The sequence below is a fragment of the Niabella sp. ZPM-14 genome, from assembly GCF_055693045.2.
Genome location: NZ_CM181148.1, coordinates 2,144,105 through 2,167,021, shown reverse-complemented (window position 1 = coordinate 2,167,021; position 22,917 = coordinate 2,144,105). Strand labels below are relative to the sequence as shown.

The following is a 22,917-nucleotide window of genomic DNA, read 5'->3' as shown; positions in this document are numbered from 1 at the left end:
AACGGCTACCGGATCTGTTTTAGCGGCCGGCCACCGTTGCAAAGACGTATACCAGCTCTGCAGCGATTTGCAGACTTCTCTCTGCATACACTTGTGTTTGCTGCGGCGTTCCGTCCGAGCTCTTCGGGTCTTCAAAGTTCAGTGGAATACGCTGTTCTGCCCCGGCAATGACCGGGCAGCCTTCGTCTGCCTGCGAACAGGTCATCACGGCTGCGAAAGAAGAGGGATTGTAGGGGCTGTCATATTTTTTAGAAAACCCGGCGATGGGCATTGTGTTATCATCCCATTTGATCGCATACACCGGGTTAACACCCTCCTGGATCTTAAAGACCTGGAAACCCTGATCAGAAAGTGTCGCGGCCACTTTGGAAAACAGGGCGGTAACTTCTGTTCCGCCGGAATAGCAATAGACATTGGGAACATTATAGTAAGCTGCGGCCGCCTGTGCCCATACCTGCGACAAATGGCTACGCCTCGAGTTATGGGTGCAGATAAAGTTGATATTCACAGGTTGCCCTGCGGCCACTTTCCTTTTCACAAAGTCGATCAGGGGCTGCAGAACCCCTTGCCGGTCGGAGCTGATAGACTGCAATGATAATTGCCGGATAGTATCGGTAAGTGTAGCGTACATGGTTTTTTTTTATATTAACAGCCATTCGAACCGGGTGCGCAGCAGCAAGAAGCCGTAGTCTGCTGTGCGGATTCAGCCTGGGTTTGCTGCGCGGGGATACCACAGGCATCCTGGGCGAGGCAGGCCGTGCGTTTGTTCTTTAGGAGAAAGGTAGTGCCATCAAAATCCAGGTCATATCTTCCGATCGTGTCCGACTGGTATTCCACTTCTATCTCTTCATCGCGGAGGCCCAATTTATTTTCTGACAGCCGGATGATATTGAGCAGCTTGCCCGGCTTTAGCTGATGATCCTCATCGTCTGCATTCCACAACTGGAAATTCACGGCGCTTTCCTTTCGCACCACGCCGCCGCAGTCGATAAAATGTTTTTCAACCTGCCCTACTTCTGTCACGTGGAAGTGAGGCGGTACAAAACTGCCGTCCTCTAACCGGAACGTAATGGTGTTCAAGGCAGGTAACAATTCTTTTAATGCTGATAATTTCATAATAAAAATGATGTAAAGGTGGATTGCAATATATCGCTGTTGCGGCCCGTCGTTATTCCGGGCAGCATCGGTTCCGGGTGACGGAATCAATTACTTTTTCAAAATAATTTTTCAGAACGCCAAACATCTTTTCGTCGATGCAGTAGCACACGGAGTTTCCTTCGATATTGCCTTTGATCAGGCCCGCGTTCTTGAGTTCCTTTAAATGTTGCGACACGGTAGGCTGGGCCAAAGGAAGCTTGTCCACGATATCTCCGCAGATACATTCATTGACCTTCAAAAGGTATTCGATGATGGCTATTCTTGCCGGATGGCCCAGCGCCTTGGCAATAGCGGCTATCTGGTTTTGTTGCCGTGTAAAATGATCGGTCTTTGATGCGCCCATTTCATTATTTTAATATCGCAATATTACGATATATAAACAGGATGAAAAAATAAATTTTAAGGCCGATCGATAAATGTCTTCCTAAAATAATGTTTCCGGCGCGTGCATGCGGAGCCTTGAGGGTGTTGGTTGCTTTACGGAATTCCGTAAAGAGGCCCTGTTTCAATGTTTAATTTTGTTGCGAGCTTTAATGATCGTGCAGCGTGATTTCTATCTCCGTCTGTAAGAAGGAAATGCCTGCTACCCAAAACTTATTTTAAACTCTAAAAGGACCGGCTGATATGCGTCTCCTGATATTGGTATTCCTGTTACTGTCCCAGGTCTCTTGCGAAGACCAGGTCGTGTATGTGTGCGACAGTCCTGCCGCCGTCCGCTACCACCTCAGCAAGGATTGCCGCGGGCTGAGCAACTGTAATTTCCGTATCGTAGAAACCACGCTAGACGTGGCACAAAGAGATAAGACCCTTTGTAAGTGGGAGCAATAAACTATGGCCGTTCACCATTCACAAAAAAATAGCGGATGCGGCAGGCAGTGCCCTTGCTTCTTGGGTCTTTGTCCGCCGCCATTTTTACTTCAAGCAGATGCTTGCCTTTTGCCAGATCCCCTGCCAATGTAAAATACCAGGGGAGATGGAGGGCGTTGCTCCACTTCGTATATAAATTGAGCCGGCTCCAGGATCCCCCGTCAATGCGGTATTCAATGATACCTGCATCCGGTCCGGAAGCTACCGCGATACCCACTGCGGTGCCCGAAAAAGGGAAGGTTAACAGGCTGCCTGGGTAGGAGCTAGTCAGCATGGGTACACCTGCATAATCGGGTCGGGTGCCAGCGCCGTCTGTGGGTTGCCAGGAGGGTTGATATATCCACTGGTTGACGGCAGACCGGGGTGTGACGGCCAGCTGATAGCCCCGATCATAAGATGCCGGATCAATCATTTGAGGCAGTGTTCCGGTCTCCGTCTTATCGTCGTCGTTAATTGATTGTAAAAACGCATGGTCGAGAAACCGGATCATGGACCGGGCATAGATGCCTTGTCCGAAAGGAGACGGGTGCAGGTTTTCAAAATCTTTTTCCCAGGAAAACTCGCCGTGTCCGATCCGTTCCGTCACCTCCCTGGCAAGATCGATGACAGACACCTGATACCGTTCGGCTACTACATTATGATTCCTGATGACTGCCGGAATTTTGCCTGCATTATAGTCAGCCAGTTTCTCGGGGTCTGCAAAGTGCATCATCACGACGTTTCCCTCAGGATTGGCTCGTTTGAAATGACGGATAATACCTTCCATCCCGCGAATCTGCTCGACATCGGCAAAGCCGTTTACCGCATCGTTCACCGCCGCCTCCACGAAAAGCAGGTCGATAGGGCCTTTCGACAGCAGGTCTTGCTCAAGCCGGAAGGCGCCTGGCGTGCTTCCCATGGACGGGATGCCGGCATTGATAAATTGAAATTGCGTGTCCGGAAAGCGCTTGCGGAAATAATGCATCAGGCTATCACGCCAGCCGGGGTTAAAAGTGATCGAACCGCCCAGGAAGGCGATGTTGCCTGTTTTCTTGCGGAGAAATTGGATTTGCGCATTTTTCAAATCACCTCGTAATACGTGAAATGGCTCGGACGGAAGCTGGCTGCGATCAGTAGCATGGTAAGTAATAAAGTCGGCAACCAGCTCCGGCGTTTCGATGGCAAAATGATGCCCGCCGCGGCCCGGTATATATTGATTACAAGGCACCACCGTGGCCGGGCCACCGAGCTGCACATATCGTTCCACTAATACCTTGGTGTTCTCCGCATAAGGCACGATGCTGTCCTGCAAGCCTATCATATGCAGGATCGGAACTTTCGCCTGAGCCAGGGGTGCCAGCTGGTCAATAGGATTGTTTTCATATTGCCGCGCTGCAGCATCGTTTTTAAAACCGTAGACTTTTTTCAGGAGCGTCCATTGCTCTTCGCTGCCGCGGCCTTTTCCCAAACCACCGGGCCAGCTTTTGATATCACAGACCGGTGCTTCGCCGTAAATAGAAGCTACGCGGTCCGGATGAAGTTTCGCCCAACTATAGACGTACAGGCCGCCGCGACTGACCCCGGCCAATGACACTTTGGGATGGAGTCCATATTGAGAACGCATCTGATCATAAAAAGCATCCCACACTTTCATTGCTTCGGGACTGCCCAGCAACTCATCTGTATTGATGTATACCAGGTGGAAGCCACGGGCGACCAGGATGCTGTCTGCTTCCGTATGCCAGTCCGGGAAGCGCGCCCGCCATAACCAGGGATTGCCGGCGGCGGCTTTTTGGGGAATAACGATCCGGGCCTCCCGGTCTTGAAATTGAAAATGGATGCGCTTGAATCCTTTCCAGTCCGATTCTTTGGTAGCGCGATTGTTTTGGGCAGCAAGGCTGTTCAGGATCAGGCTGAAAAGAGCCAGGAAAAGTACGTTTTGCGCCATGGGCGTCGTTATTTTCATCTCCGTTATATTTCGTTTGATAGCCGCAATCGGGGGTCTAAATTACCTCCGGATCGACAATGTTTTGATCATCACCACCGAAAATAAAAAATCCCCGCGTGGAAACGTGGGGATTAAACCAAAACTAACTGCTTATGAGAAAAACTTGTTATTGTACTTCTAAACTGTTTGACGCCGTATGAAACCGGAAAATGCGGTTAAACGGTCGCTTTAACATTTTTTTAAATTATAGGCAAGAAAAAGGCCAAAAAGAGCCTGTTTTCCGACCTAAAAGGACGAAAAGACGTTCAACTCATTAGAACGGGATTAAAACGTCGTTATAATCTATTAAAAATGCTGTATGGAGGACTTATTGCTGCATTTCTTCTGTGAAATATTCATCCTCCAGCGGTGGTAATTTTTTGATAAAGCTATTGTTTAGAGAAACTACCGATGATGAAGAATAGATTCCGATCCATTTATTATTGTAGCTATAATCAATAAGGGTCAGTTTAACCAGGCCATCAATCGCCAGCTCAATATAGTTACCAAAGCGGATCAGTTTAAAGTGATATTTATATTCTTTGCTGATCGCGAAGATATTATCCTGCAGAACGGTAAACTTAAAGTTGGAGCGGGTATCGGCCTCATTAAAGCCCCAGGCACGCACTTCCACATGCCCGTTCACCACGTCGAAAGAATAATAATAGCCCGACCCTTCTTCGTCCATATCGGTCACAAGCCCCAGTTTGCCCATGCCTTCGACTGACAGTACGCCTTCCCAGATGAAATCATCGGCCGGCTTTTCAAACAAAAACATCTCATATCCGCTCCTTGAGCTCATCACCCAGCGATTGTCTTCTATTTCCAGGTTTGCCGTAGGGTTGTTGAACAGGCCCCGGACCTGGTTGAAGTCATTTTGTACAACGGGGTCGTAAGCTACCTCTTCCCAGTGGTCAAAACTTTTAAGCAACAATCGGCCTTTGTCATCCGTGTCCAGCTGCTTGGGGGGCAAAAACACGCGATGGGAATTGATCAGCCCTGATGTGTAGAAAAACGCATAGATCAACAGCTTGCCATTCGTGCCCTCCACCACGCGTGCGGCATAGTTGCCCTGGGGCAGCAGCACGTTTGCATGAAACGCGTGGTACTCGCCCAGGAACGTATCGCTGAACCAATACCGCACTTTCACATCCTCACGAATCGAAGCAATGGTATAATGGCGGCCATTGAGCTCAAACGCGCAGGGGCATTCGAGGTCATCGTACACCATTGGGTAATGGAGCGGTGGCAGATAAGTGATCGTTTCATTTTCCTGTTTCAGCAGGCCGATGCAACCTCGCCGCGATACAGGCCCGCTGGCAGACCGTGCACATATTAGATAATAGGTATCATCTCCCTTATCAATGCGGAAAGGGTCCCGGAAGCTGAGCCATTTTCGGGGACTGTCCTCCATGCTTTCATAGAAAGGTCCTTTCGACTCGATGGGAAATATGGATTCGTTCTTTTTTTCCCAACTGTAGAGGTCATAGGAAACGGCGAGGCCGATCAGGGAGTTAGTGCCTCGCAGTTTACGCTGCAGGCCCGTATAGTACATCTCGAACCGGTCACCCACTTTGCAGACGTGCATGGTCCACAACATATCGTCATCCCATTCTCCCGGATCGCCCACAAACAGGGCATTCTTAACACGCTTCCATGAAATACAGTCCTTTGACACTGCATGGGCGATATAATCATGGTTAGGGATGATCAGGTGGAACAGGTGATATATCCCCTTGTGTAATATAATAGTTACGTCGCCTATCTCCCAGTCGCTAAAGCCGGAACCGGAGTAGAATCTTCTTTGTAAAGTTTGCATCTCGCTAAAAATACTTATATTTCGCATATCTCAAAAACCAAGCCTTGAAAATGAAAAAGTATTATATCCAGTTGTTTAGCCCGCACGGACTAATCAGATTTAAAAATGCGGAGATAGGGAGGGATAAAGACACGGGAGGACAGGTAAAATACGTCCTGGAACTCCTGGAAGCACTGGCCAACCACCCGCAGGTCAGAAAAGTGGATCTGTTCACCCGGCGCATTACAGATAAGCGCGTATCAGATTCTTACAGCCAGCCCCTGGAAATCGTGAATGAAAAAGCCCGGATCGTCCGGGTGGATTGTGGCGGACAATCGTATAAAGAGAAGGAGCAGTTGTGGGACCACCTTGATGAATTTATCAACAACACCATACGTTTCAACGAGGAAGAAGATGATTATCCGGACATCCTGCACGGCCACTACGCCGACGGCAACTATATCGCATGCGAACTGAGTAAGATCTTTGCGCTGCCCTTCATAGCAACCGGCCACTCATTGGGCCGCAATAAAAAAACCATGTTGCTCAACCAGGGCATGGATGAAAAGAGGCTGAATGACCGCTTCAATATGCAAAGGCGTATCGATGAAGAAGAGAGAGTGATTGCCAATGCAGACGTGGTGATCGTTAGTACGAAACATGAAATCGCGACGCAGTATGACGGATACGAGAATCTGTCAAAAGCCAACTTCAAGGTTATTCCGCCCGGTATCAACAATGAAGTTTTTTATCCTTACTACCGGCTCGAGATGCCTTCTTTCGCTATGACGATCGAGCAGGAGCAGGCGCTGTACAAGATCAATTCTGAAATTGAGCGGTTCCTGTTCAACGCCGACAAGCCGCTGATCCTTTCAATAGGGCGCGCCGATAAGCGGAAAAATTTCGAAGCGATCATTAACTGTTATGGCCAGGACGAGGAGCTGCAGGCCATGGCCAACCTGGCCATCTTTGCCGGCGTGCGCAAAGATATTTCGCAAATGCCCGACGATGAAAAGGAGATACTGACCAACCTGCTTTTGCTGATGGACAAGTATGATCTGTACGGAAAGATGGCTCTGCCCAAAAAGAATGATCCGGGCGTAGAAGTGCCCGAGATCTACCGGATTGCGGCAAGGAAGAAAGGGGTGTTCGTAAATGCCACGCCCGGAGAAAATTTCGGGTTGACCATCGTGGAAGCGGCGGCCTGTGGACTGCCGATCGTCGCTTCACCCACCGGCGGACCTAAAGAAATCGTAGGCAACGCGCAGAACGGCCTGCTGGTGGATGTGGAAGACACGAAAGCCATCGCTGAGGCGCTTAAAAAGATCATCGCCAACCGTTCTCTGTGGGATCAGTATTCGACCAACGGGATCAGAGCGGGTGCAGAGGATTATGCGTGGAATAAGCATGCGGAAACTTATATGGAAATAGTGGATCAGATCTTCGAGGAAAAATCCAAAACATTGAAGAGCCGGTCTTCTTTTGGCCGCAAGCTCGCCGACGCCGATCTTTTCTTCATCAGCGACCTGGACGGCACACTGGTGGAAGGGGACGATACGAATGGTCTGGAACACCTGATGGATTGGCTGAGGTCGCATCCCAATGTGGTATTTGGTATCTCGAGCGGAAGAAACAAAGAGTTGCTCACACAGGCGCTGGAAAAGTATCCGTTCGTAGACCCCGACATCGTGATCTGTTCCGCGGGAACCGAACTGTATTATACCCGCAATTTTATACCCGATACGGGATGGGAAAAACATATCAACCACCAATGGAAGCGCCAGGCAATTGTCAACGCGATGTCCTCTGTAAACAAGGTGACGCCGCAGCAGGACAGTGCTCAGTGGCCTTTCAAGATCAGCTACTACACAACCGAGGATTTTTCCAGCGATGACCTGGCGAATATCAATAAAAGATTGTACGACAATAAGCTGCCGGCAAAAGTGCTTTTGACGGACAACAAATATCTGGACATCATACCCCGCCGCGCGGGTAAAGGCAATGTGGTACGATACCTGAGCTACAAATGGAAGTTGCCGGTGGAGCAGTTTATAACGGCCGGCAACGGAGGAAATGATATCGACATGCTGCAGGGCCAGGCCAAAGGAATTGTGGTGGCCAACTACAGTAAAGAGCTGGATGTGTTGAAAGGAAAGCGGAGTATTTATTTTGCCCGGCAACCTCTTTCGGCCGGTATCTGGGAAGGAATCGAGTACTACATTAAGAGCACCAAAGTGAGGCTAAAAAGTTGATTTTGAAGGACGAAAAGGCGGTCTTAAGACCTTGTTCGCCACCTTAATTTTATGATAAAATTATATATTTGCTGATTGTTATGTGTTCGTGTTCTGATCAGACAGAACAGGTGTTGTAACAGACCAAAATATAATTATCATGAAAATTTCAAAATCAATTAACCTTATCCTGGGACTATCTATGGGCGTCGGGGCCGCGCATGCGCAGGTGAGCACCTCGCATCCTTATACCGCTTCGCATCCGATCTATGGTTCCTTTTCTGTGACTGACGACGCCTATTACAATAAGAAGCAACTCGCTCAACACCATGAATTCATGGTGGGCAACTATGACCATCCCGCAAAGCCAAAAGACATGTGGGAAGTAGGGATCAAAGGCGGATTATTTGCCGTAAATGGCGATGTCGCCTCCGTGTTGTTGAGTGAAGGTTTTGGAGCGCACATCCGCAAATCTTTAGGACATACGCTGTCTCTTCGTTTAGAATATATGTATGGAATTGCACGTGGACAGGACTGGAAACCTTCTATCGGATATAAATATGCAGGTTCTGACAACCCCTGGTTCTACCGCTACACGAGAAACAGTGTATTGCCTGGTGGCGATGTGTGGAATCCTATCGATTATCCGAACGTATATTATAATTATAAAACTGAAGTGCAGGATTTGAGCTTACAGTTGATCGCTAATATCCACAATATCCGCTTCTATAAGGCTCAAACCGGTGTGACCCTGTATGGTATAGCCGGCCTGGGCGTTACTACCTGGAAGGGACGTGTTGATGCGATGCATGAGGTAGACGGAGATGCGGAAAGCGCGGCATATGATTACAGCAAGATCAAAAGCGACGGTGTGTATGCCAATCGCAAAGATGTCCTGAAGCAATTAAAGGATCTTCAGAACGAAGAATATGATACGCCGATTGAACGCGACGGCAGCAGACCGTGGTCTAACATGTTTGCAGGGGCGATCTCTCCTTCTGTATCCGGAGGTCTTGGCCTGGCGTTTCGCCTGGGTTCAAGGGTCAACCTGGCTATTGAAGATCGCATCATCTATACAGGGTCCGATCTGTTAGATGGCCAGCGCTGGGATAACAAAGGAACTTTATCTCCTGACAAAGATTTTATGAACTACCTCACAGTAGGTCTGAACTTCAATATCGGCAACAAGGCCAGAAGGGTGGAACCTCTTTACTGGTTGAACGCGATGAACTATGCATACGGAGAACTTCGCAGGGCTCCTGAAGTGTTAGTGCGCGATACCGACGGCGATGGCGTAACCGACCAGTTTGACCAGGAACAAACACCTGCAGGCTGCCCGGTTGACACACATGGTGTGAGCCTCGATACAGATGGCGACGGCGTGCCTGATTGCAGAGACAAAGAGCTGGTAACTCCTACTTATTGTCAGCCGGTAGATACCGATGGCGTTGGCAAATGTCCTTGTCCTGATGGCTGCAAAGGCGTAGTTGGCGAATGTGCTGCAGCACTGGGTGCTTTACCAAGCATTCATTTTGCATCCAACTCCAACAAGCTTTCTGATGATGCGGCAGCAGCTTTGGCTATTGTAGCTTCTAAAATGAAAGCCAATCCCAGCTGTAAAGTAGTGGTAGTAGGTTATTGCGCTGCCACCAAACGTCAACAGCAATTAAGCTGGGATCACGTTAATAAGGTGATTGCTCACCTGGTAGAAAAAGAAGGTGTAGGCAGCGACAGGTTTATTTTCAGCTCAGGCCAGGAAGGTGGCGATTGCGATGTAGTAGACATCCGCGCTGCGGCTGCAGGAGAAGACGGTCCGAACACCGTTGCTCCTCCGCACCCCAACCTTCGCAAAAACTAGTCACTTTTTGCTATAACAAATACAAGAAAGCCGTCTCTTTTTGAGGCGGCTTCTTTTTGCCCTTAACTTTCTTGGCAAGGCATTTGCGCAACTATACGAAAACCCTACAAGCATGCGACAATTATTAGTCCTTTTATCGATCGCTATTATTTCCTGCAACACTCCGGCTCCGGAAGATGCAGAAAATGAGCCCAAGCTCGAAAATGTAAGCGCCAAACCCCAGGCTATCACCGGAGACCAATGTTATTTGTTTATCGCTGCTAAAGATACCTATGCCCTCAAGCTCAATTTTGTAGACAAATCCGTAAAAGGTACCGCTGTTTACAAAAATTATGAGAAAGATAGCAGCCACGGACTTGTAGAAGGCGAAGTAGAGGGAAACATTGTTCATTTATGGTACAGCTTCCAGTCTGAAGGCATGCACAGCGTGCGGGAATTGTTCTTCAAAAAAGAAGGTGATGAGCTGACCACCGGTATTGCAGAAGAACAAATGAAAGGTGATTCCGCCTATGTGCCCGAGAAAGACAAGGTACAATACACGGGTCCCGTATATGCCAAGGCAGATTGCCGGTTGGTCCCTGTTTTAAAATAAGGCGTCGTCACGAGTAAAAAACCACGGTTCGCCTGCACGCGGAGCCTTGCTTTGGCGCAGTGTAAAAGTGTGCCTCATGTGTGTCAATCATGGCGTATATTTTTGCGACTGCCGGGGCGATAAGACTGCCTTTGTGTGAATGAAAGCGTAACAGCGCGGAAAGTCCGTAATTCTGACCCGCTTGTCATCCATTTTATCATTTATGTGGCTGCCTGATTAAAGTAATTGAAAATCGGCCTTTTTTTATCACCTTTGCGAATGCTGGAAACAGCTAAGGGAAGGCTAACCCATTTTCTTTTTACGCATAAAATGATCTCTTGCAGCATCTTTTCGAATTAATTGAGTATACCAACAGGAGCATATTTCTCACAGGCAGGGCGGGCACGGGGAAGACGACTTTCCTGCAAAACTTTGTGCAGAAAACAGCGAAGAAATTTGCTATCGTTGCGCCCACCGGTATTGCTGCGATCAATGCGGGAGGCGTTACCATCCATTCTATGTTTGGGCTGCCGCTCACGACTTTCGTTCCCACGGCCGAATTTATTGACCGTAACGAAGCGATCAATATTCCGAACCTGTTGCCTCATTTCAAATACCGTCGTGATAAACTCAAGCTGTTAAGGACCCTTGAGATCCTGATCATTGACGAGGTGTCCATGTTGCGGTGCGACGTACTGGACATGATGGATCTCGCTTTAAGAACGGCGAGAAAATCACCCCAACGCTTTGGGGGGCTCCAGCTGCTTTTCATCGGGGACCTGCACCAGTTACCACCCGTAGTCAAATCGGAGAATGAGTCGCTGCTTTACAACTATTACAATTCCCCCTTCTTCTTTGAAGCAAAAGCATTGACCGATCTGTCGCTTCTGACCGTTGCACTTAGTAAGGTATACCGCCAGACAGACCCGGTCTTTTTGCAGCTGCTCAACGCGATTCGCGACAATGATGTTGCCGGGATTGATTTTGATCTGCTCCACAGCCGCTACCAGACTGAGTTTGAGGCCAAATCGTTTTATGTGCACTTGGTGTCGCACAATCACATGGCCGACACGATCAATAAGCGACAGCTAAAGGCGCTCCCCGGCAAGAGCCATTATTATAAAGCTCATATCCAGGGAGACTTCAAGCCCCACTTATTCCCCAATGAGGAAGAGCTGGAGCTCAAAGAGGGCGCGCAGATCATGTTCATCCGCAACGATAAAGACGAGACAAAGCGATTCTACAACGGGAAGCTGGCCACTATCACTGAACTGAAGGACGACGAAATAAAAGTGTTGCCACAGGATGAAACCCGCGAATTGACGATCGGGCGGGAAACCTGGGAAAACAAGAAATATTATATCGACACGGAAAACCAGGTCGCTGAAGATGTCATCGGCAGTTATGAACAGTTCCCGTTCAGGCTGGCCTGGGCCGTGACCATCCATAAAAGCCAGGGATTGACTTTTGACAGGGTGATCATCGACGCGGGCAGGTCTTTCACCAGCGGTCAGGTATACGTAGCGCTCAGCCGATGCCGCACTTTGGAAGGTATTATCCTGAAATCAAGAATACCGGCACATGCAATCATCAACGATGAGCGCATTCACCGGTTTCAACAGGAAACGGATGCGGGTGATCAGATATCGGCAATACTGGCCGAAGAGCAATACTACTTCGCGGGCAACAGGCTGTTGCAGCAGCTGGGTGTACAGGCGCTGTTAGGCGAACTGGAGGATTGGCAGGATGCGGTGGAAGCAAGCGCTGTGCTGGATAAGGATGAGGTCACGCAAAACGTCGCCGCAGCTTTGAAGCAGGTACAGGAACTCCATGAAGTATTTGACAAGTTTTCCGGGTTCTTGCTATTTAAACTGAAACAATACACCCAGCAGCAGGAAGCATGGCAACCAATAGTTGATAAGAGCCGCGGGGCGGTTAACTTCTTTTTCCAGAAAGTGAATGACCAGGTCTTCACCGTTGTTAAGGAATGCTACGCGGAAACCAAAGGTAAAAAAGGGTTAAAAGGATATAACGAGGTGCTGAAGAACGCGGTTGATGCTACCGCCGCCTATCTCACTTCTTTACAGCAGACGAAACTGCTGGACACCGCGCTCTATGACGGACCGGCTACGCCGGTGACAGCAGCCGTGTCCAGGATACCGACCCATGTCACAACCTATCAACTTTTCGAGGACGGAAAATCTCCCGCTGAGATCGCGGAAATGAGAGGCATTACCGTCGGAACCGTGTTGGGACATCTTGCAAAAATAGCTTCCGCCGGAGTGCTTGATATCAGGCGGTTGTTTACCGAAGAGTATATCCGGTTGTTTGAAGACCGGTTCCGGAAACACCAGTTTAAAAGCGTTACGGAGTGGAAAAATGCGTTGCCGGATCATTACGATTATAATGAAATACGGATACTGCTCAATCATTTTAATTACCAAGCGGTAAAGTAAACCAGGGGCCACTTTAAAAGAGAAAAAGCTCATGTCAATTAACTTTCAAAATTGCTGGCTATAATGTTTCGCTCAGACATACTGACGTATTTCAAATTAGTTTCCGATTGATATTTCAAAAACCTACCGGCTTATGCCATAGCAGGATCGGTAAACGACCGGCCACCATTCTCCATCTTTCCCGCATACCTTCTTTCAAAAGAATCGTTTTCGGGATCTAAAACAGAAAAGTCATACCAGCCATAATTTTTGTCCACGTTCAGCAATATTGAAGCTTCGGTATTGGCGGCCATGCTTTTGTTTATGGTTTTTTGACCATAAGCATTATCTTTTATGATAACTGTTTTTGGCCTGGAAGATTTGTTGAATAACCGGACTTTCAATTGTTGCCGCTCTTTGGAAGCTGCTTCTGTATATCTACATTCAATACGCCAATCATCAGTTGCGCCGGAGCCTTTTAATTCCCGGTAAAATCCATTAGGGCCAAATAAGGCGAAATGATATTGTTCCGATTCAGCATTATCTAAAGGAATATCATATTCCAATTGTTCACCTGCAGCAACTGCGAAAGACCAGTTCCGGTTCTTCATACTTTTGCTATCTGCTCCGATATGAGGTTGATAACTATAAACAAGAAACGGACATCCTGCTGATTTTTCTTTAAAGCGTTTTTTTGATGCTTCAAAATGAAACCGCATTGTTTTTTTATCATCCAGCATATTCCCGTCTGCATATATTTCGTAAGGTAAAGGCGTTGCCGGTTTCACACCTTTTTCCTGCGTGAAAAAATCTTTCGTTTTTGAAAAATCGGATTGTATTGATTGTATTATATTTTCAGACAAAGGGCTTACCATACCCGGCATGGGCATGTACCGCGCTTCGTCTATACTTCTGATATATTCGTCTCGTTCAAGAAAAGCGGGCTTTGTTATTTTCTCTCCGTTGTAGGGCCGAAAGACAGATGAAAGATCGCCGCAAACAGCCCGGCGCCACTCTGAAATATTATTTGATTGCAATTTCTTGCCCGTTTTTCGGGAAGCGAAATTTTCAATCAGCTGCACCACAGATGTGTGATCGAAAACCTGTGAATTGACATATCCGCCGCGTGACCAGGGGCTGGCAACAATGAAAGGAACACGATAACCGAGTCCGATCGCGTGTTCTCGGGCGTTGGCCGGAGTGACACCTTTTTGCTCCACTTCATCTTCCATCGTCACAAACTCCTTATCCAGGTTTTTAATACTTTCGGAAACTGCTCCTGTATTTTTATCGCGCCAATCCGGAGCTGTAAAAGGCGGAACATGATCAAAATAACCATCGTTTTCATCATAGGTTAAAATGAAGATGGTCTTCTTCCAAACATCTTCGTTATGTGTAAGAATATTCAGCACTTCAGACACATACCAGGCGCCAAACCATGGAGCTGAAGGATGGTCAGAGAAATATTGCGGCGCAACAAGCCATGAAACGGCGGGCAAATTCCCATCGCGGACATCTTTTCTGAAATTGGCCAGAACATCGGATTTGGGAACACGCATTTTTCTTTTCACACCCTGATCGCTGTATTCGATCTCTTCTGTACTGTGATAATCCGGATCAAATTCATTTGTCACAAAGGCACGGTCATGCAGCTGCTGCTCATAATCGCTCAATTTTTCATTCAACTCTTTGCGACAGCGGTCGAGCTCTTTTACATAATATTTTTTGCGGTCCCGTAGTCCGTTCAACACTCGTTTTAATTTTTCGTCGTCCGGATCTTTCGCAGTCTTTTCTTCCAGGTCACCAAGGCTTTTATCATACTCTTGTAATTTATTTAATAGCCAGGCTTCATATTTTTTTGACCGGCGTACTTTAAACTGAGTAAACCATTCCAGATCATTGTCTGTGAAATTTCCCAGCCAGGGATCGTCTTCGCTTTCAAGTCCTGAAGGAAGGCTGATCTCATTTTGATATACTTTCCATGTGATATCATTTTCCTGCAATAGTTCAGGAAGCGTTTTCCAGTCTACTTCTGCGCTATAATCTGCTTCATGATTTCGAACCAATGCCGGGTTTTTCGCCAATCCGTCTTTTCTTAACGCTCCCGACCAAAAATATAACCGATTGGGCGTGGTTCCTGTTAGCGACGAGCAGAAGTGTTGATCGCAAATTGTAAATGCATCAGCAAGCGCATAGTTAAATGAAAGATCACTGCGATGATAATATCCCAACGTCATGGGCTGCATTTCAAAACCTTTATAACCGGTTTTTTTTGCAATGAGCCATTTATCATACGAGCCATTGTTATGTGCATCGACCTGGTCTTTCCATGAGTGTGGCAAACCGCCCATCCATGTGATTTTGGTATTGTGCATATCCAAACGAAAAGGCAAGTAAGATTTACCATGTTCGTCTGTTTGCAGCCATACGGGATTGCCGTTTGGCAGCCTTAAAATGTTTCGGTCATTGAACCCTCTTACCCCTTTGAGCGCACCAAAGCAGTGATCAAACGACCTGTTTTCCTGCATTAGTAATACAATATGCTCTGCATCTTCAAAAGTAGATCCTTTGGCAGGGTTGATAGCAAGCGCTTTGCGAATAGAAGCCGGAAGCGCGGAAAAAACTCCCGCGCCCCCAGCCAACAAACTTGTATTTTTTATAAAATCTCTTCTTGAAAAATCAATCGACATGATTTGAGTTTATTAATGTAAGGCTTTTTATTACAGCGTTGAAGTGGTCTGAAACCATTCAGAATACTTAAAGACCATCGCCGTTTGATAAAGACAGCATTAGAGACATTGCCTTTTGCTGGTTTTTTACTTCAGCAGCCACATGACCTCATTCACGTTGTCGTTGCCACCAAACTGGCGCTCAATCGCTGCTTCCAGGTTGTCGCTATTGTTAGTAAGTTCAGTAGACGGGTACAGCCATCTTAACGGGAATCGATCTGTAGGTGTGTTCAGGTTGGTATTAGGATTCAATACAAATTCCGGATAGCCTGTTCGGCGGTTTTCATACCAGGCGTTGTAATCACAATTTTGTAAAAATCCAGCTAAATACTTCTGAGTAATGATCTGTTTAATTTGGTTTTCGGCGCTTCCGGATAGCGCGATACCTTGTGTTGAAGGATAACTATTGATGTAATTATTATCCATAGCAACACCGTGGTTATAATTGTCCGGCGTATAATTGGCCAGGAACTTCATCGACTCCTGAATACCGGCAGCATAATAGGTTTGCGCAGGAGTGCCGGATATCCATCCTCTTACAGTGGCTTCCGCCAATAGAAACTTTACATCCCATGCGCACAGCAATCCTACAGGCTCGGCGTTAAACAGTTCCATATATCTTTTATTAAAGCCTGAAAAGTTTCCTGCATTATAGGCAGTAACAATATCTGCAATCTTATTTGAAGGTTCGATGCCAACGTAAGCATCAAAGCTTGTAGCAGGGATATTGGCACTCAGTTTACTGGCTGCAGGCTCTGCCACATAAAACAATCTTCTGTCCTGGTTGGCTTTTAGCGGATTGATAAAAGTTGTTGTAAGCGCAGAGTAAATAATAAACGGATTGGTCTGAAGCGCTGTATTTGACCAGGGATAGGCGCTGCCGGCTGCATTTTGATAGGTTACCGCAAAGTTGTCCGCGTAGCTTTCCATTAAAGGGCGCTCAGCAACAATTTTCTGAAACCGCCCCTTCACATTTAGATCAGCGTCATCTGCTTTTTTGTACAAATTAATAAGCACGTGCAATTGAAAAGAATTCACCAGCTTTCTCCATTTGGCTGTTTTGCCGCCGTAAATAAAATCCCCTGCGAAATCAGCGCCGGTTGTAAACAGTTCATCCGCCTGGTCCAATTCGTTTAGAATACCAAGGAAGACATCTTTTTGCGCATCGTATTTAGGTTTGATATTCCCAGAGCCTTCGCCCTGTATCGCTTCAGAATAAGGAATATCGCCAACCCGCATCGTGGTTTGAAAAAATTGCCATGCCCGGATAAAATGCCCCAAAGCGGTATAAGATTTTTTTAAATCTTCTGATGATGCGTTGCGGATCATCGGATCAACGTTTCGCAAAACGGTCAGCCGGTTAAAGTCAATTCTGCCGAACCGGTTGTATTGCATTGATTCCGGTCCGCCTTCCTTCCAAATGGTATATTTTCCCAGCAGAAATGGCTGCGCAAAAGATTTTTGTGTAGAAATATCGCTGACAGTGATCGATCCAAGCATACTGGTCGCCAGCCATTCAGAGCGGGAGGAGCTCGTGGCGTCCGGGTTAGTATTAATCTGATCAAACTTACTGCACCCTGTAAATGCCACTGCCACAAGGCAGCACAACAATACCCTTTTATATGATAAAACGTACATAATCTATTATTTTAAGTTCAGTTAAAGTGGTTTAAAGTCCTAATTTGATATTAAAACCTACCATTCGTTGTGATGGGGCGTTGAGATCTTCTGTATCTCTGTCCGGATCTGAAAATTTGAACCCGGTTAATAACACAACGTTTTGTGCTGTTAAAGAAATAGAAGCATTTTTTATTTTAGAATTGCCCAGAAAAGATTTTGGTAATTGGTAACCAATAGAAATCTCTCTCAATTTTGCGAAGCTTTCACTCATTACGCCATGTTCGCCTTTACCCGACAGATCCTGTATATATCCCTGATAACCGACTGCGACGTCATTAGGTGCATATTGGCGTGTGTCGCTGGTGATATTTCCATACTTGTCATATTCAACTGTTCCGGATACGGTTTTGACACCTTTGCCAATATAATTGGAGAGTCCGTTTACGACTTCATCATAGCGATATTGGTTGTCGGTGTCCGGATGAGCGCCCGTATCAAACATTTTATCCCAAATGTAGTTATACATCAATCCTCCGATACGCCCATCGATTGAAATACCGAAAATGATGTTTTTCCAATTCACGGTATTGGAGAAGCCAAATGAATAATCCGGATCGCCATAACCAATTTGATACTGATAGTCGCTTTCCAGAGGATAACCATTCTGATGAATGATATTGCCATTCGGATCTTTAAGCAGGATATCCCTTTTATAAATATCTAACCGGTTGCCCACTTTTGTGAATGCATCATCAGCAGAATAAACAGGATCTAGTTTTTTATAGTAACGGTGCTGGAAAGACCAGTTGATAAGCGCGTTCCAGGTAAGGTCGGGCGTTTTGATCACCGTTCCATCCAGTGTAATTTCCATACCTCTGCGAACAATTTGTTCCTGCGTATTGATCAAGGTCGTTCCAAAACCTGAAGCCGATGAAATGGTCTGCGATATTTTCCTGTCAAAATACAGTTTGTTGAAGTAAGCTACGTCTAAACGCAGGCGCTGACCCAGCATGTATGCAGCCGTGCCAATTTCCCATGTCCTTTCGGCTGAAGGTAGCAGATCGAGTGGGTATAAATTATTGGGGTAAGACGCAGAAACATTACCCATCACAGAACCTGTTGAATAAGTTCTGTTAATTTCATACATGCTTGCGGCATATTTTGAAAGTGTCCATGAACCTCTCATTTTCCACATGTTCACCCAACGCGGCAAATTCAGGTATTCTGAAAGAATGAAGCTACCTGCTACTGACGGATAGAAGTAAGAACGCTGAGATTCCGGCTGCGTGGAGAACCAGTCATTTCGGCCCGTAACATCAATAAAAATGGCATTGTCCCATGACAAGGTTGCTTTACCATATAAACTATTCACCTGTGAGCGATTGTAACCATAGCTTGTAATGATAGCATCCTGGCCAACCACTGTCGATGGAATTGCATTAGCTAAAGAATACCATCCGGGTACACTTAATCCGTTTCTTGTTTGAGAGCCTTGTGTGCGATCTTCCAAATATCGAATAGACCCGCCTGCTAATACATCTACGCCAAACCTTCCTAAAGTTTTTTGATAGCTCAATATCGCATCATTGGTTGTTGTAAAACCCCATGTCTGAGTTTGCCCATAAGCGCCTTTTGCGTTAAATCCGCCTCTTGTAGAAATAGCTCCGATTGAATTTCTTAGTATGTCTTCATTTTTATAGAAGTCATAACCGCTGCGAAGCATTAACTTCAAATCAGGCGTGAATTTGTAATTGGCCACAAAGCTCGCATTCAGCAAATTTTGATTGAATCCTTTGAGCTTTTCATAAGCCATGAAATACGGGTTGTCATACCATGTTTTATATAGCCAGTTTTGTTTTTGATCCTTAACAAGCCAGTAGTCCCTGTATTGAGTCAGATCATATTCCGGTCCCGTCCACATCAGGATCTGGTATAAATATCCCTGATCCCCATAACCGGAACCCCAAATATTGGGAGACTCTTTTCGGGTGTATCCCATATGCGCTTCTAAAGAAAACCTGCTACCCACGTGCATTTCACCGCCTAATGTAAAATTGGTGATATTTAATTTCTGATTAGGAAACTGGCCTTTGTTGTAAATGTGATTTACACCTGCGCGGAAATAACCATTATCACCAGTTTGTGTAACACTAATATTATTATTGGTGACAAAGCCCATTTCCATGAAATTCCGCAGGTTGTTTTTTCCTCTTGAAAGTAAGGGCATCAGTTCTTCCTGCTTGGTAATGGGGTTCCATTGAACAGCGCTGTCCCCGATATCCAGTTTAGGCCCCCATACATAATCGTCTGTTATTTTGCCATTCTCTCCATGGCCATAAGATGTTTGTACTTTTGGTATAGCGAGATAACCTAGGGTAAACATGTTATTCGTATTAAATTCTACCGAAACGCCTTTCCCTTTTCCTTTTTTAGTCGTAATCATTACCGCGCCATTTTTTCCGCCTGCGCCATATAAAGCTGCGGCTGTAGGGCCTTTCAGGAAATCTATGCTTTCGATATCGTCAGTCGGAATATCGCGTAAGGTGACGTTGGAATACTGCACTCCATCTATAATGATCAATGGCGATTCACCGCGCATCTCAAGACTGGGGCGTCCGTTAAACTCAGTGGAGTTCTTCACGACAAGACCGGCCACCTTTCCTGTGAGTGAAGTTCCAAGGTCAACCCCCTTCACCGTTTGCAAAGTTTGCCCGCTTACTTTCTGCGTGGCGTAGCCCAGGGCTTTCTCCTGTCGCTTAATACCTAAGGCCGTCACCACTACTTCTTCCATCGCTCTGTCTGCGTCTTGCAAAACGACATTGATAACGGTTTGTCCATTAACTTCAATGGTTTGCGATTGATAACCCACGTAGCTAAATGTAAGAGAAGCACCTTCTTCTACTTCAATACTGTAGTTTCCCTCATCGTTTGTTATAGTTGACCCCCCTTTGCTGGAAAGTACGGTGGCGCCGATAATTTTTTCCCCGTTGCTGTCTGTTACGGTTCCTTTTACCAACAGGTTTTTATTGATGCTTTTTCTTATTACAATCAGTCGCTCGTCCAGTTTTTCGAACTCTAAACCTGTACCCTTCAATACCTTTGGTAGTAAATCCGATATCCGCGCATTTTCAGCCCTTAAACTGACAATGGTGTTGTTACCAATGATTTCGTTACTAAATACAAAGCGATAATTGGATTCTTTTTCAATCGATCGAAGGACAGTTGAGAGTTTGGCATGCTTTACATCAATTTTGATTGTCTCCTGCGATTTTAGTGGCGTGGCTGCAACCTGCGTAGCACTAAGAAACAATAAAGCAATTCCTAATTTCATAAAGAGCAGTTTTTTAAGAAATTCCTTCCACGACGCATTTTGGAAAGCGTTTTTTTTCATAATTTTCTTGTTGTTAGTTAAAAGAATGGAGGCCGGTAAGGCTTCCGTACATTCTAAGGGGAAGTGGGCCGCAATCCCATTTCTCCTTTTTTTAATCGTTTTTCTGGAATTTGTACTAATTACATATGGCTATTTTTTGATGACAATTGAGTTTCCGTTTTTGGTAAATGAAAAAGGAAAGGAGATTTGTAATGCTCGTAAAACCTTTTCTATGGGTTCATTTTGGAAATTGGCGGTATATCTATACCGGCCGACGTCAGGATCGGTAATGGAAATGTTCACATCGTATTTTCTCTCCAGGGCATTTTTTATTTCACTAAGGGGTTGGTCCTCAAAAACCAGGTAGTTATCTATCCATGCAGTTTCTATTGGTACCGGCAGTTCTGTAGCTTTTAATGGCTCTACGATAACTTCTTTAGACAAACTGATAGAATCAATATCTTCAAAATTCTTTAGTATAAACTTCTGATTCACTTCCAAAGTTTTAACGATATCGTCCTGCAATCCTTTGGGCATAAGGATCTGCACTTTCCCTTCAATCAAAGCTGTTTCGCTGACTTTTTCGTTGTGATATGCTTTTACATTAAACTTAGTGCCGATGGCTTTTATCTTATAGCTTAATACATCTACAATAAAAGGCAGTTGGGCATGAGCGACTTCAAACAATGCTTCACCAGAGAGCCGTACAGTTCGGTTTTTCGTGTTAAATCCATCCGCCACATCCAGGTGAGAACCCGCATTTAGTGTAACTTTAGTACTATCCGGTAACCAGATTATTTTCATCTGTCCTTTACCGGATATTACAGATTCACTATAACCGAGCGGTTGTAGCTGAGCTATCGGGTTATCTTCAGAGGCTTGTTTAAGCAAAGTCCGCGAAGCCAAAACACTTAATAAAACGATCAAAACAGATGCTGCAACCCAGCGCCATGTATTTTTTCTGGTAACTAATTTTCCTGTTTGCTTCGGTACGACATAGAGCTCTTTTTTAAAAAAGCTTTCACTCGCGGACAGTTCTTCCTGCTTTTCTTTAAGCATATACTTCAGGCTCAGTAAAAGGTGTCTCGCTTCTTCTACGGTGCCCAACTCTTCCGGGTGATTGTATAAGTAGTTATCCCAAATGGCAATATGCTCAGAATCCTGTTGTGTACAATACGCAACAAACGAATCATTAGCAATTAATTCAGCAACCGTATAAGCCATCAGAAAGCCTGTTTTTATATATAGACGAATGGCTTCTTGAAACCTAATCGGTTTTTAAGATTATTTTTTAGGGCAGAATGGAGAAAAAAATACCTGCAATCTTAGAGAGAGGGTGTCTTTTTTCAAGGTGCAGTTTCAATAGCTTGATTCCTTTTGACACATTATTATAAATGGTTTGAGGCGTGAAGCCGGTTTCTTCTATAATCTGCTCCGTAGATAAACCCACATAGAATTTCAAATAAATAGTTCGCCGGTATCTGGCAGGCAATTTTTTATAGGCTTCAAATATTCTGGCTGTTTTTTCTTTATTCGTTTCTAACTCTTCTAAAATCTCCAGCGTTGAAGGAACGAAATAGTCGCCTTCAACAACGGGCGCATTTTTATTAACCCGATGTAAATCAATCAGCTTATTTTTAAATGCCTTTAGTAAAAAAGCTTCAGGGTTTCTGATATCACTCAGATCTTTTTGCAGCAATTCCAGGAAAAACTGCTGCACTACATCTTTCGCTTCTTCATAGCCATACCCTTTCTGGCAGGCTATCGCCAACAATCGTCCTTTATAATTGCAATACCAGTTATCAATATGCTGCATAGAACAAAAAGATATGCGAGTGAGGTCATCAAAGATAGTTTATTCGGCTACTTTTTGTTTATGTACACTTTATACTAATAAATATTTAATATAGGAAAGACGTGAAAACAATAGGCTCGGCATGGCGGTCAGCTTTTCTCGCCTTGTGCTTGTTCGCGATAACCAGTAATTGATTTTTAAAAAATGCCATGTGGATAAATAGTACTCCCGTTTCAGTGTGCCTTCTAAACTTTTTAGGATAGGAAATTTGCTTTATCTGATCATCTTTTGTTTCAGTTTAAAACCGTCACAGCATGGAAAAATGCGCTGCCGGATCATTACGATTATAATGAAATAAGGATACTGCTCAATCATTTTAGCTACCAGGCAGGTAAGGTGTCGGGAGCATGACGGCCTGAAACCCATGCCAGACGGGAGTCTTGCCATATGTTTATTTATTTGTATGTGAATAGTTTTGCATTTCCTGCGTAAAAGCTGTTACTTTGAAGCATCTGTACA

The 22,917-nt window shown here is 45.6% G+C and carries 15 protein-coding genes; 5 read left to right on the top strand and 10 right to left on the bottom strand.

Annotated features, from left to right (window positions below; translation table 11 throughout):
- Window positions 1-19 precede the first annotated feature (19 nt).
- Genes ACU37H_RS09250 through ACU37H_RS09240 form a run of 3 tightly spaced genes read right to left on the bottom strand, consistent with a single transcriptional unit; the run spans window position 20 to window position 1,501 of the window.
- Window positions 20-631, bottom strand: a complete 612-nt coding sequence (locus ACU37H_RS09250; RefSeq protein WP_472701810.1) for a low molecular weight phosphatase family protein — start codon at window positions 629-631, stop codon at window positions 20-22.
- A gap of 14 nt (window positions 632-645) precedes the next feature.
- Entirely contained in the window at window positions 646-1,116 is a 471-nt protein-coding gene (locus ACU37H_RS09245; protein WP_472701811.1) for a DUF6428 family protein, read from the bottom strand.
- 52 nt (window positions 1,117-1,168) lie between these two features.
- Complete coding sequence (locus ACU37H_RS09240; RefSeq protein ID WP_472701812.1) at window positions 1,169-1,501, bottom strand: ArsR/SmtB family transcription factor; 333 nt, start codon at window positions 1,499-1,501, stop codon at window positions 1,169-1,171.
- A gap of 281 nt (window positions 1,502-1,782) precedes the next feature.
- Here ACU37H_RS09240 and ACU37H_RS09235 point away from each other — a divergent pair, with 281 nt between their 5' ends.
- Window positions 1,783-1,986 (top strand): hypothetical protein, encoded by a 204-nt coding sequence (locus ACU37H_RS09235; RefSeq protein WP_472701813.1) that lies wholly within the window; start codon window positions 1,783-1,785, stop codon window positions 1,984-1,986.
- Window position 1,987: 1 nt separating this feature from the next.
- Here the strand turns inward: ACU37H_RS09235 and ACU37H_RS09230 are convergent, their stop codons facing one another.
- Both ACU37H_RS09230 and ACU37H_RS09225 read right to left on the bottom strand, forming a co-directional pair.
- Window positions 1,988-3,970: an SGNH/GDSL hydrolase family protein gene (locus tag ACU37H_RS09230; protein WP_472701814.1), complete on the bottom strand. Its 1,983-nt coding sequence runs from the start codon at window positions 3,968-3,970 to the stop codon at window positions 1,988-1,990.
- 349 nt (window positions 3,971-4,319) lie between these two features.
- Window positions 4,320-5,810, bottom strand: coding sequence for a glycoside hydrolase family protein (locus tag ACU37H_RS09225; protein WP_472701815.1), 1,491 nt, complete (start codon window positions 5,808-5,810; stop codon window positions 4,320-4,322).
- A 50-nt stretch (window positions 5,811-5,860) separates the two neighbouring features.
- Here ACU37H_RS09225 and ACU37H_RS09220 point away from each other — a divergent pair, with 50 nt between their 5' ends.
- From ACU37H_RS09220 to ACU37H_RS09205, 4 genes are all read left to right on the top strand, one after another.
- The gene (locus tag ACU37H_RS09220; RefSeq protein ID WP_472701816.1) at window positions 5,861-8,041 is read left to right on the top strand and encodes an HAD family hydrolase; all 2,181 of its coding nucleotides are present in this window, start codon (window positions 5,861-5,863) and stop codon (window positions 8,039-8,041) included.
- 139 nt (window positions 8,042-8,180) lie between these two features.
- Window positions 8,181-9,878 carry an OmpA family protein gene (locus ACU37H_RS09215; RefSeq protein WP_472701817.1) on the top strand — a complete coding sequence of 566 codons (1,698 nt, stop codon included), beginning with the start codon at window positions 8,181-8,183 and terminating at the stop codon, window positions 9,876-9,878.
- Between the two features lie 112 nt (window positions 9,879-9,990).
- Window positions 9,991-10,470, top strand: coding sequence for a hypothetical protein (locus ACU37H_RS09210; RefSeq protein WP_472701818.1), 480 nt, complete (start codon window positions 9,991-9,993; stop codon window positions 10,468-10,470).
- A gap of 317 nt (window positions 10,471-10,787) precedes the next feature.
- Window positions 10,788-12,905 carry a helix-turn-helix domain-containing protein gene (locus ACU37H_RS09205; protein ID WP_472701819.1) on the top strand — a complete coding sequence of 706 codons (2,118 nt, stop codon included), beginning with the start codon at window positions 10,788-10,790 and terminating at the stop codon, window positions 12,903-12,905.
- A 131-nt stretch (window positions 12,906-13,036) separates the two neighbouring features.
- Here the strand turns inward: ACU37H_RS09205 and ACU37H_RS09200 are convergent, their stop codons facing one another.
- The 5 genes from ACU37H_RS09200 to ACU37H_RS09180 form a co-directional block, all read right to left on the bottom strand.
- Complete coding sequence (locus ACU37H_RS09200) at window positions 13,037-15,574, bottom strand: phosphocholine-specific phospholipase C (RefSeq protein ID WP_472701820.1); 2,538 nt, start codon at window positions 15,572-15,574, stop codon at window positions 13,037-13,039.
- 126 nt (window positions 15,575-15,700) lie between these two features.
- On the bottom strand, window positions 15,701-17,251 hold the full coding sequence (locus ACU37H_RS09195; RefSeq protein WP_472701821.1) for a SusD/RagB family nutrient-binding outer membrane lipoprotein: 1,551 nt from the start codon (window positions 17,249-17,251) through the stop codon (window positions 15,701-15,703).
- Window positions 17,252-17,282: 31 nt separating this feature from the next.
- A complete protein-coding gene (locus ACU37H_RS09190; RefSeq protein ID WP_472701822.1) occupies window positions 17,283-20,564 on the bottom strand; it encodes a SusC/RagA family TonB-linked outer membrane protein in 3,282 nt (1,093 codons plus the stop codon).
- A gap of 189 nt (window positions 20,565-20,753) precedes the next feature.
- Window positions 20,754-21,827 (bottom strand): FecR family protein, encoded by a 1,074-nt coding sequence (locus tag ACU37H_RS09185; RefSeq protein ID WP_472701823.1) that lies wholly within the window; start codon window positions 21,825-21,827, stop codon window positions 20,754-20,756.
- Between the two features lie 67 nt (window positions 21,828-21,894).
- Window positions 21,895-22,419 carry an RNA polymerase sigma factor gene (locus tag ACU37H_RS09180; RefSeq protein ID WP_472701824.1) on the bottom strand — a complete coding sequence of 175 codons (525 nt, stop codon included), beginning with the start codon at window positions 22,417-22,419 and terminating at the stop codon, window positions 21,895-21,897.
- Window positions 22,420-22,917: the final 498 nt, after the last annotated feature.

Excerpts from the sequence above, each read along its gene's own strand:
- ACU37H_RS09240 (WP_472701812.1), bottom strand. The coding sequence starts at position 1,501 with ATGGGCGCATCAAAGACCGATCATTTTACACGGCAACAAAACCAGATA.
- ACU37H_RS09190 (WP_472701822.1), bottom strand. The coding sequence starts at position 20,564 with ATGAAATTAGGAATTGCTTTATTGTTTCTTAGTGCTACGCAGGTTGCA.
- ACU37H_RS09210 (WP_472701818.1), top strand. The coding sequence starts at position 9,991 with ATGCGACAATTATTAGTCCTTTTATCGATCGCTATTATTTCCTGCAAC.
- ACU37H_RS09245 (WP_472701811.1), bottom strand. The coding sequence starts at position 1,116 with ATGAAATTATCAGCATTAAAAGAATTGTTACCTGCCTTGAACACCATT.
- ACU37H_RS09230 (WP_472701814.1), bottom strand. The coding sequence starts at position 3,970 with ATGAAAATAACGACGCCCATGGCGCAAAACGTACTTTTCCTGGCTCTT.
- ACU37H_RS09180 (WP_472701824.1), bottom strand. The coding sequence starts at position 22,419 with ATGCAGCATATTGATAACTGGTATTGCAATTATAAAGGACGATTGTTG.
- ACU37H_RS09200 (WP_472701820.1), bottom strand. The coding sequence starts at position 15,574 with ATGTCGATTGATTTTTCAAGAAGAGATTTTATAAAAAATACAAGTTTG.
- ACU37H_RS09195 (WP_472701821.1), bottom strand. The coding sequence starts at position 17,251 with ATGTACGTTTTATCATATAAAAGGGTATTGTTGTGCTGCCTTGTGGCA.
- ACU37H_RS09220 (WP_472701816.1), top strand. The coding sequence starts at position 5,861 with ATGAAAAAGTATTATATCCAGTTGTTTAGCCCGCACGGACTAATCAGA.
- ACU37H_RS09250 (WP_472701810.1), bottom strand. The coding sequence starts at position 631 with ATGTACGCTACACTTACCGATACTATCCGGCAATTATCATTGCAGTCT.
- ACU37H_RS09215 (WP_472701817.1), top strand. The coding sequence starts at position 8,181 with ATGAAAATTTCAAAATCAATTAACCTTATCCTGGGACTATCTATGGGC.
- ACU37H_RS09185 (WP_472701823.1), bottom strand. The coding sequence starts at position 21,827 with ATGGCTTATACGGTTGCTGAATTAATTGCTAATGATTCGTTTGTTGCG.
- ACU37H_RS09225 (WP_472701815.1), bottom strand. The coding sequence starts at position 5,810 with ATGCAAACTTTACAAAGAAGATTCTACTCCGGTTCCGGCTTTAGCGAC.
- ACU37H_RS09235 (WP_472701813.1), top strand. The coding sequence starts at position 1,783 with ATGCGTCTCCTGATATTGGTATTCCTGTTACTGTCCCAGGTCTCTTGC.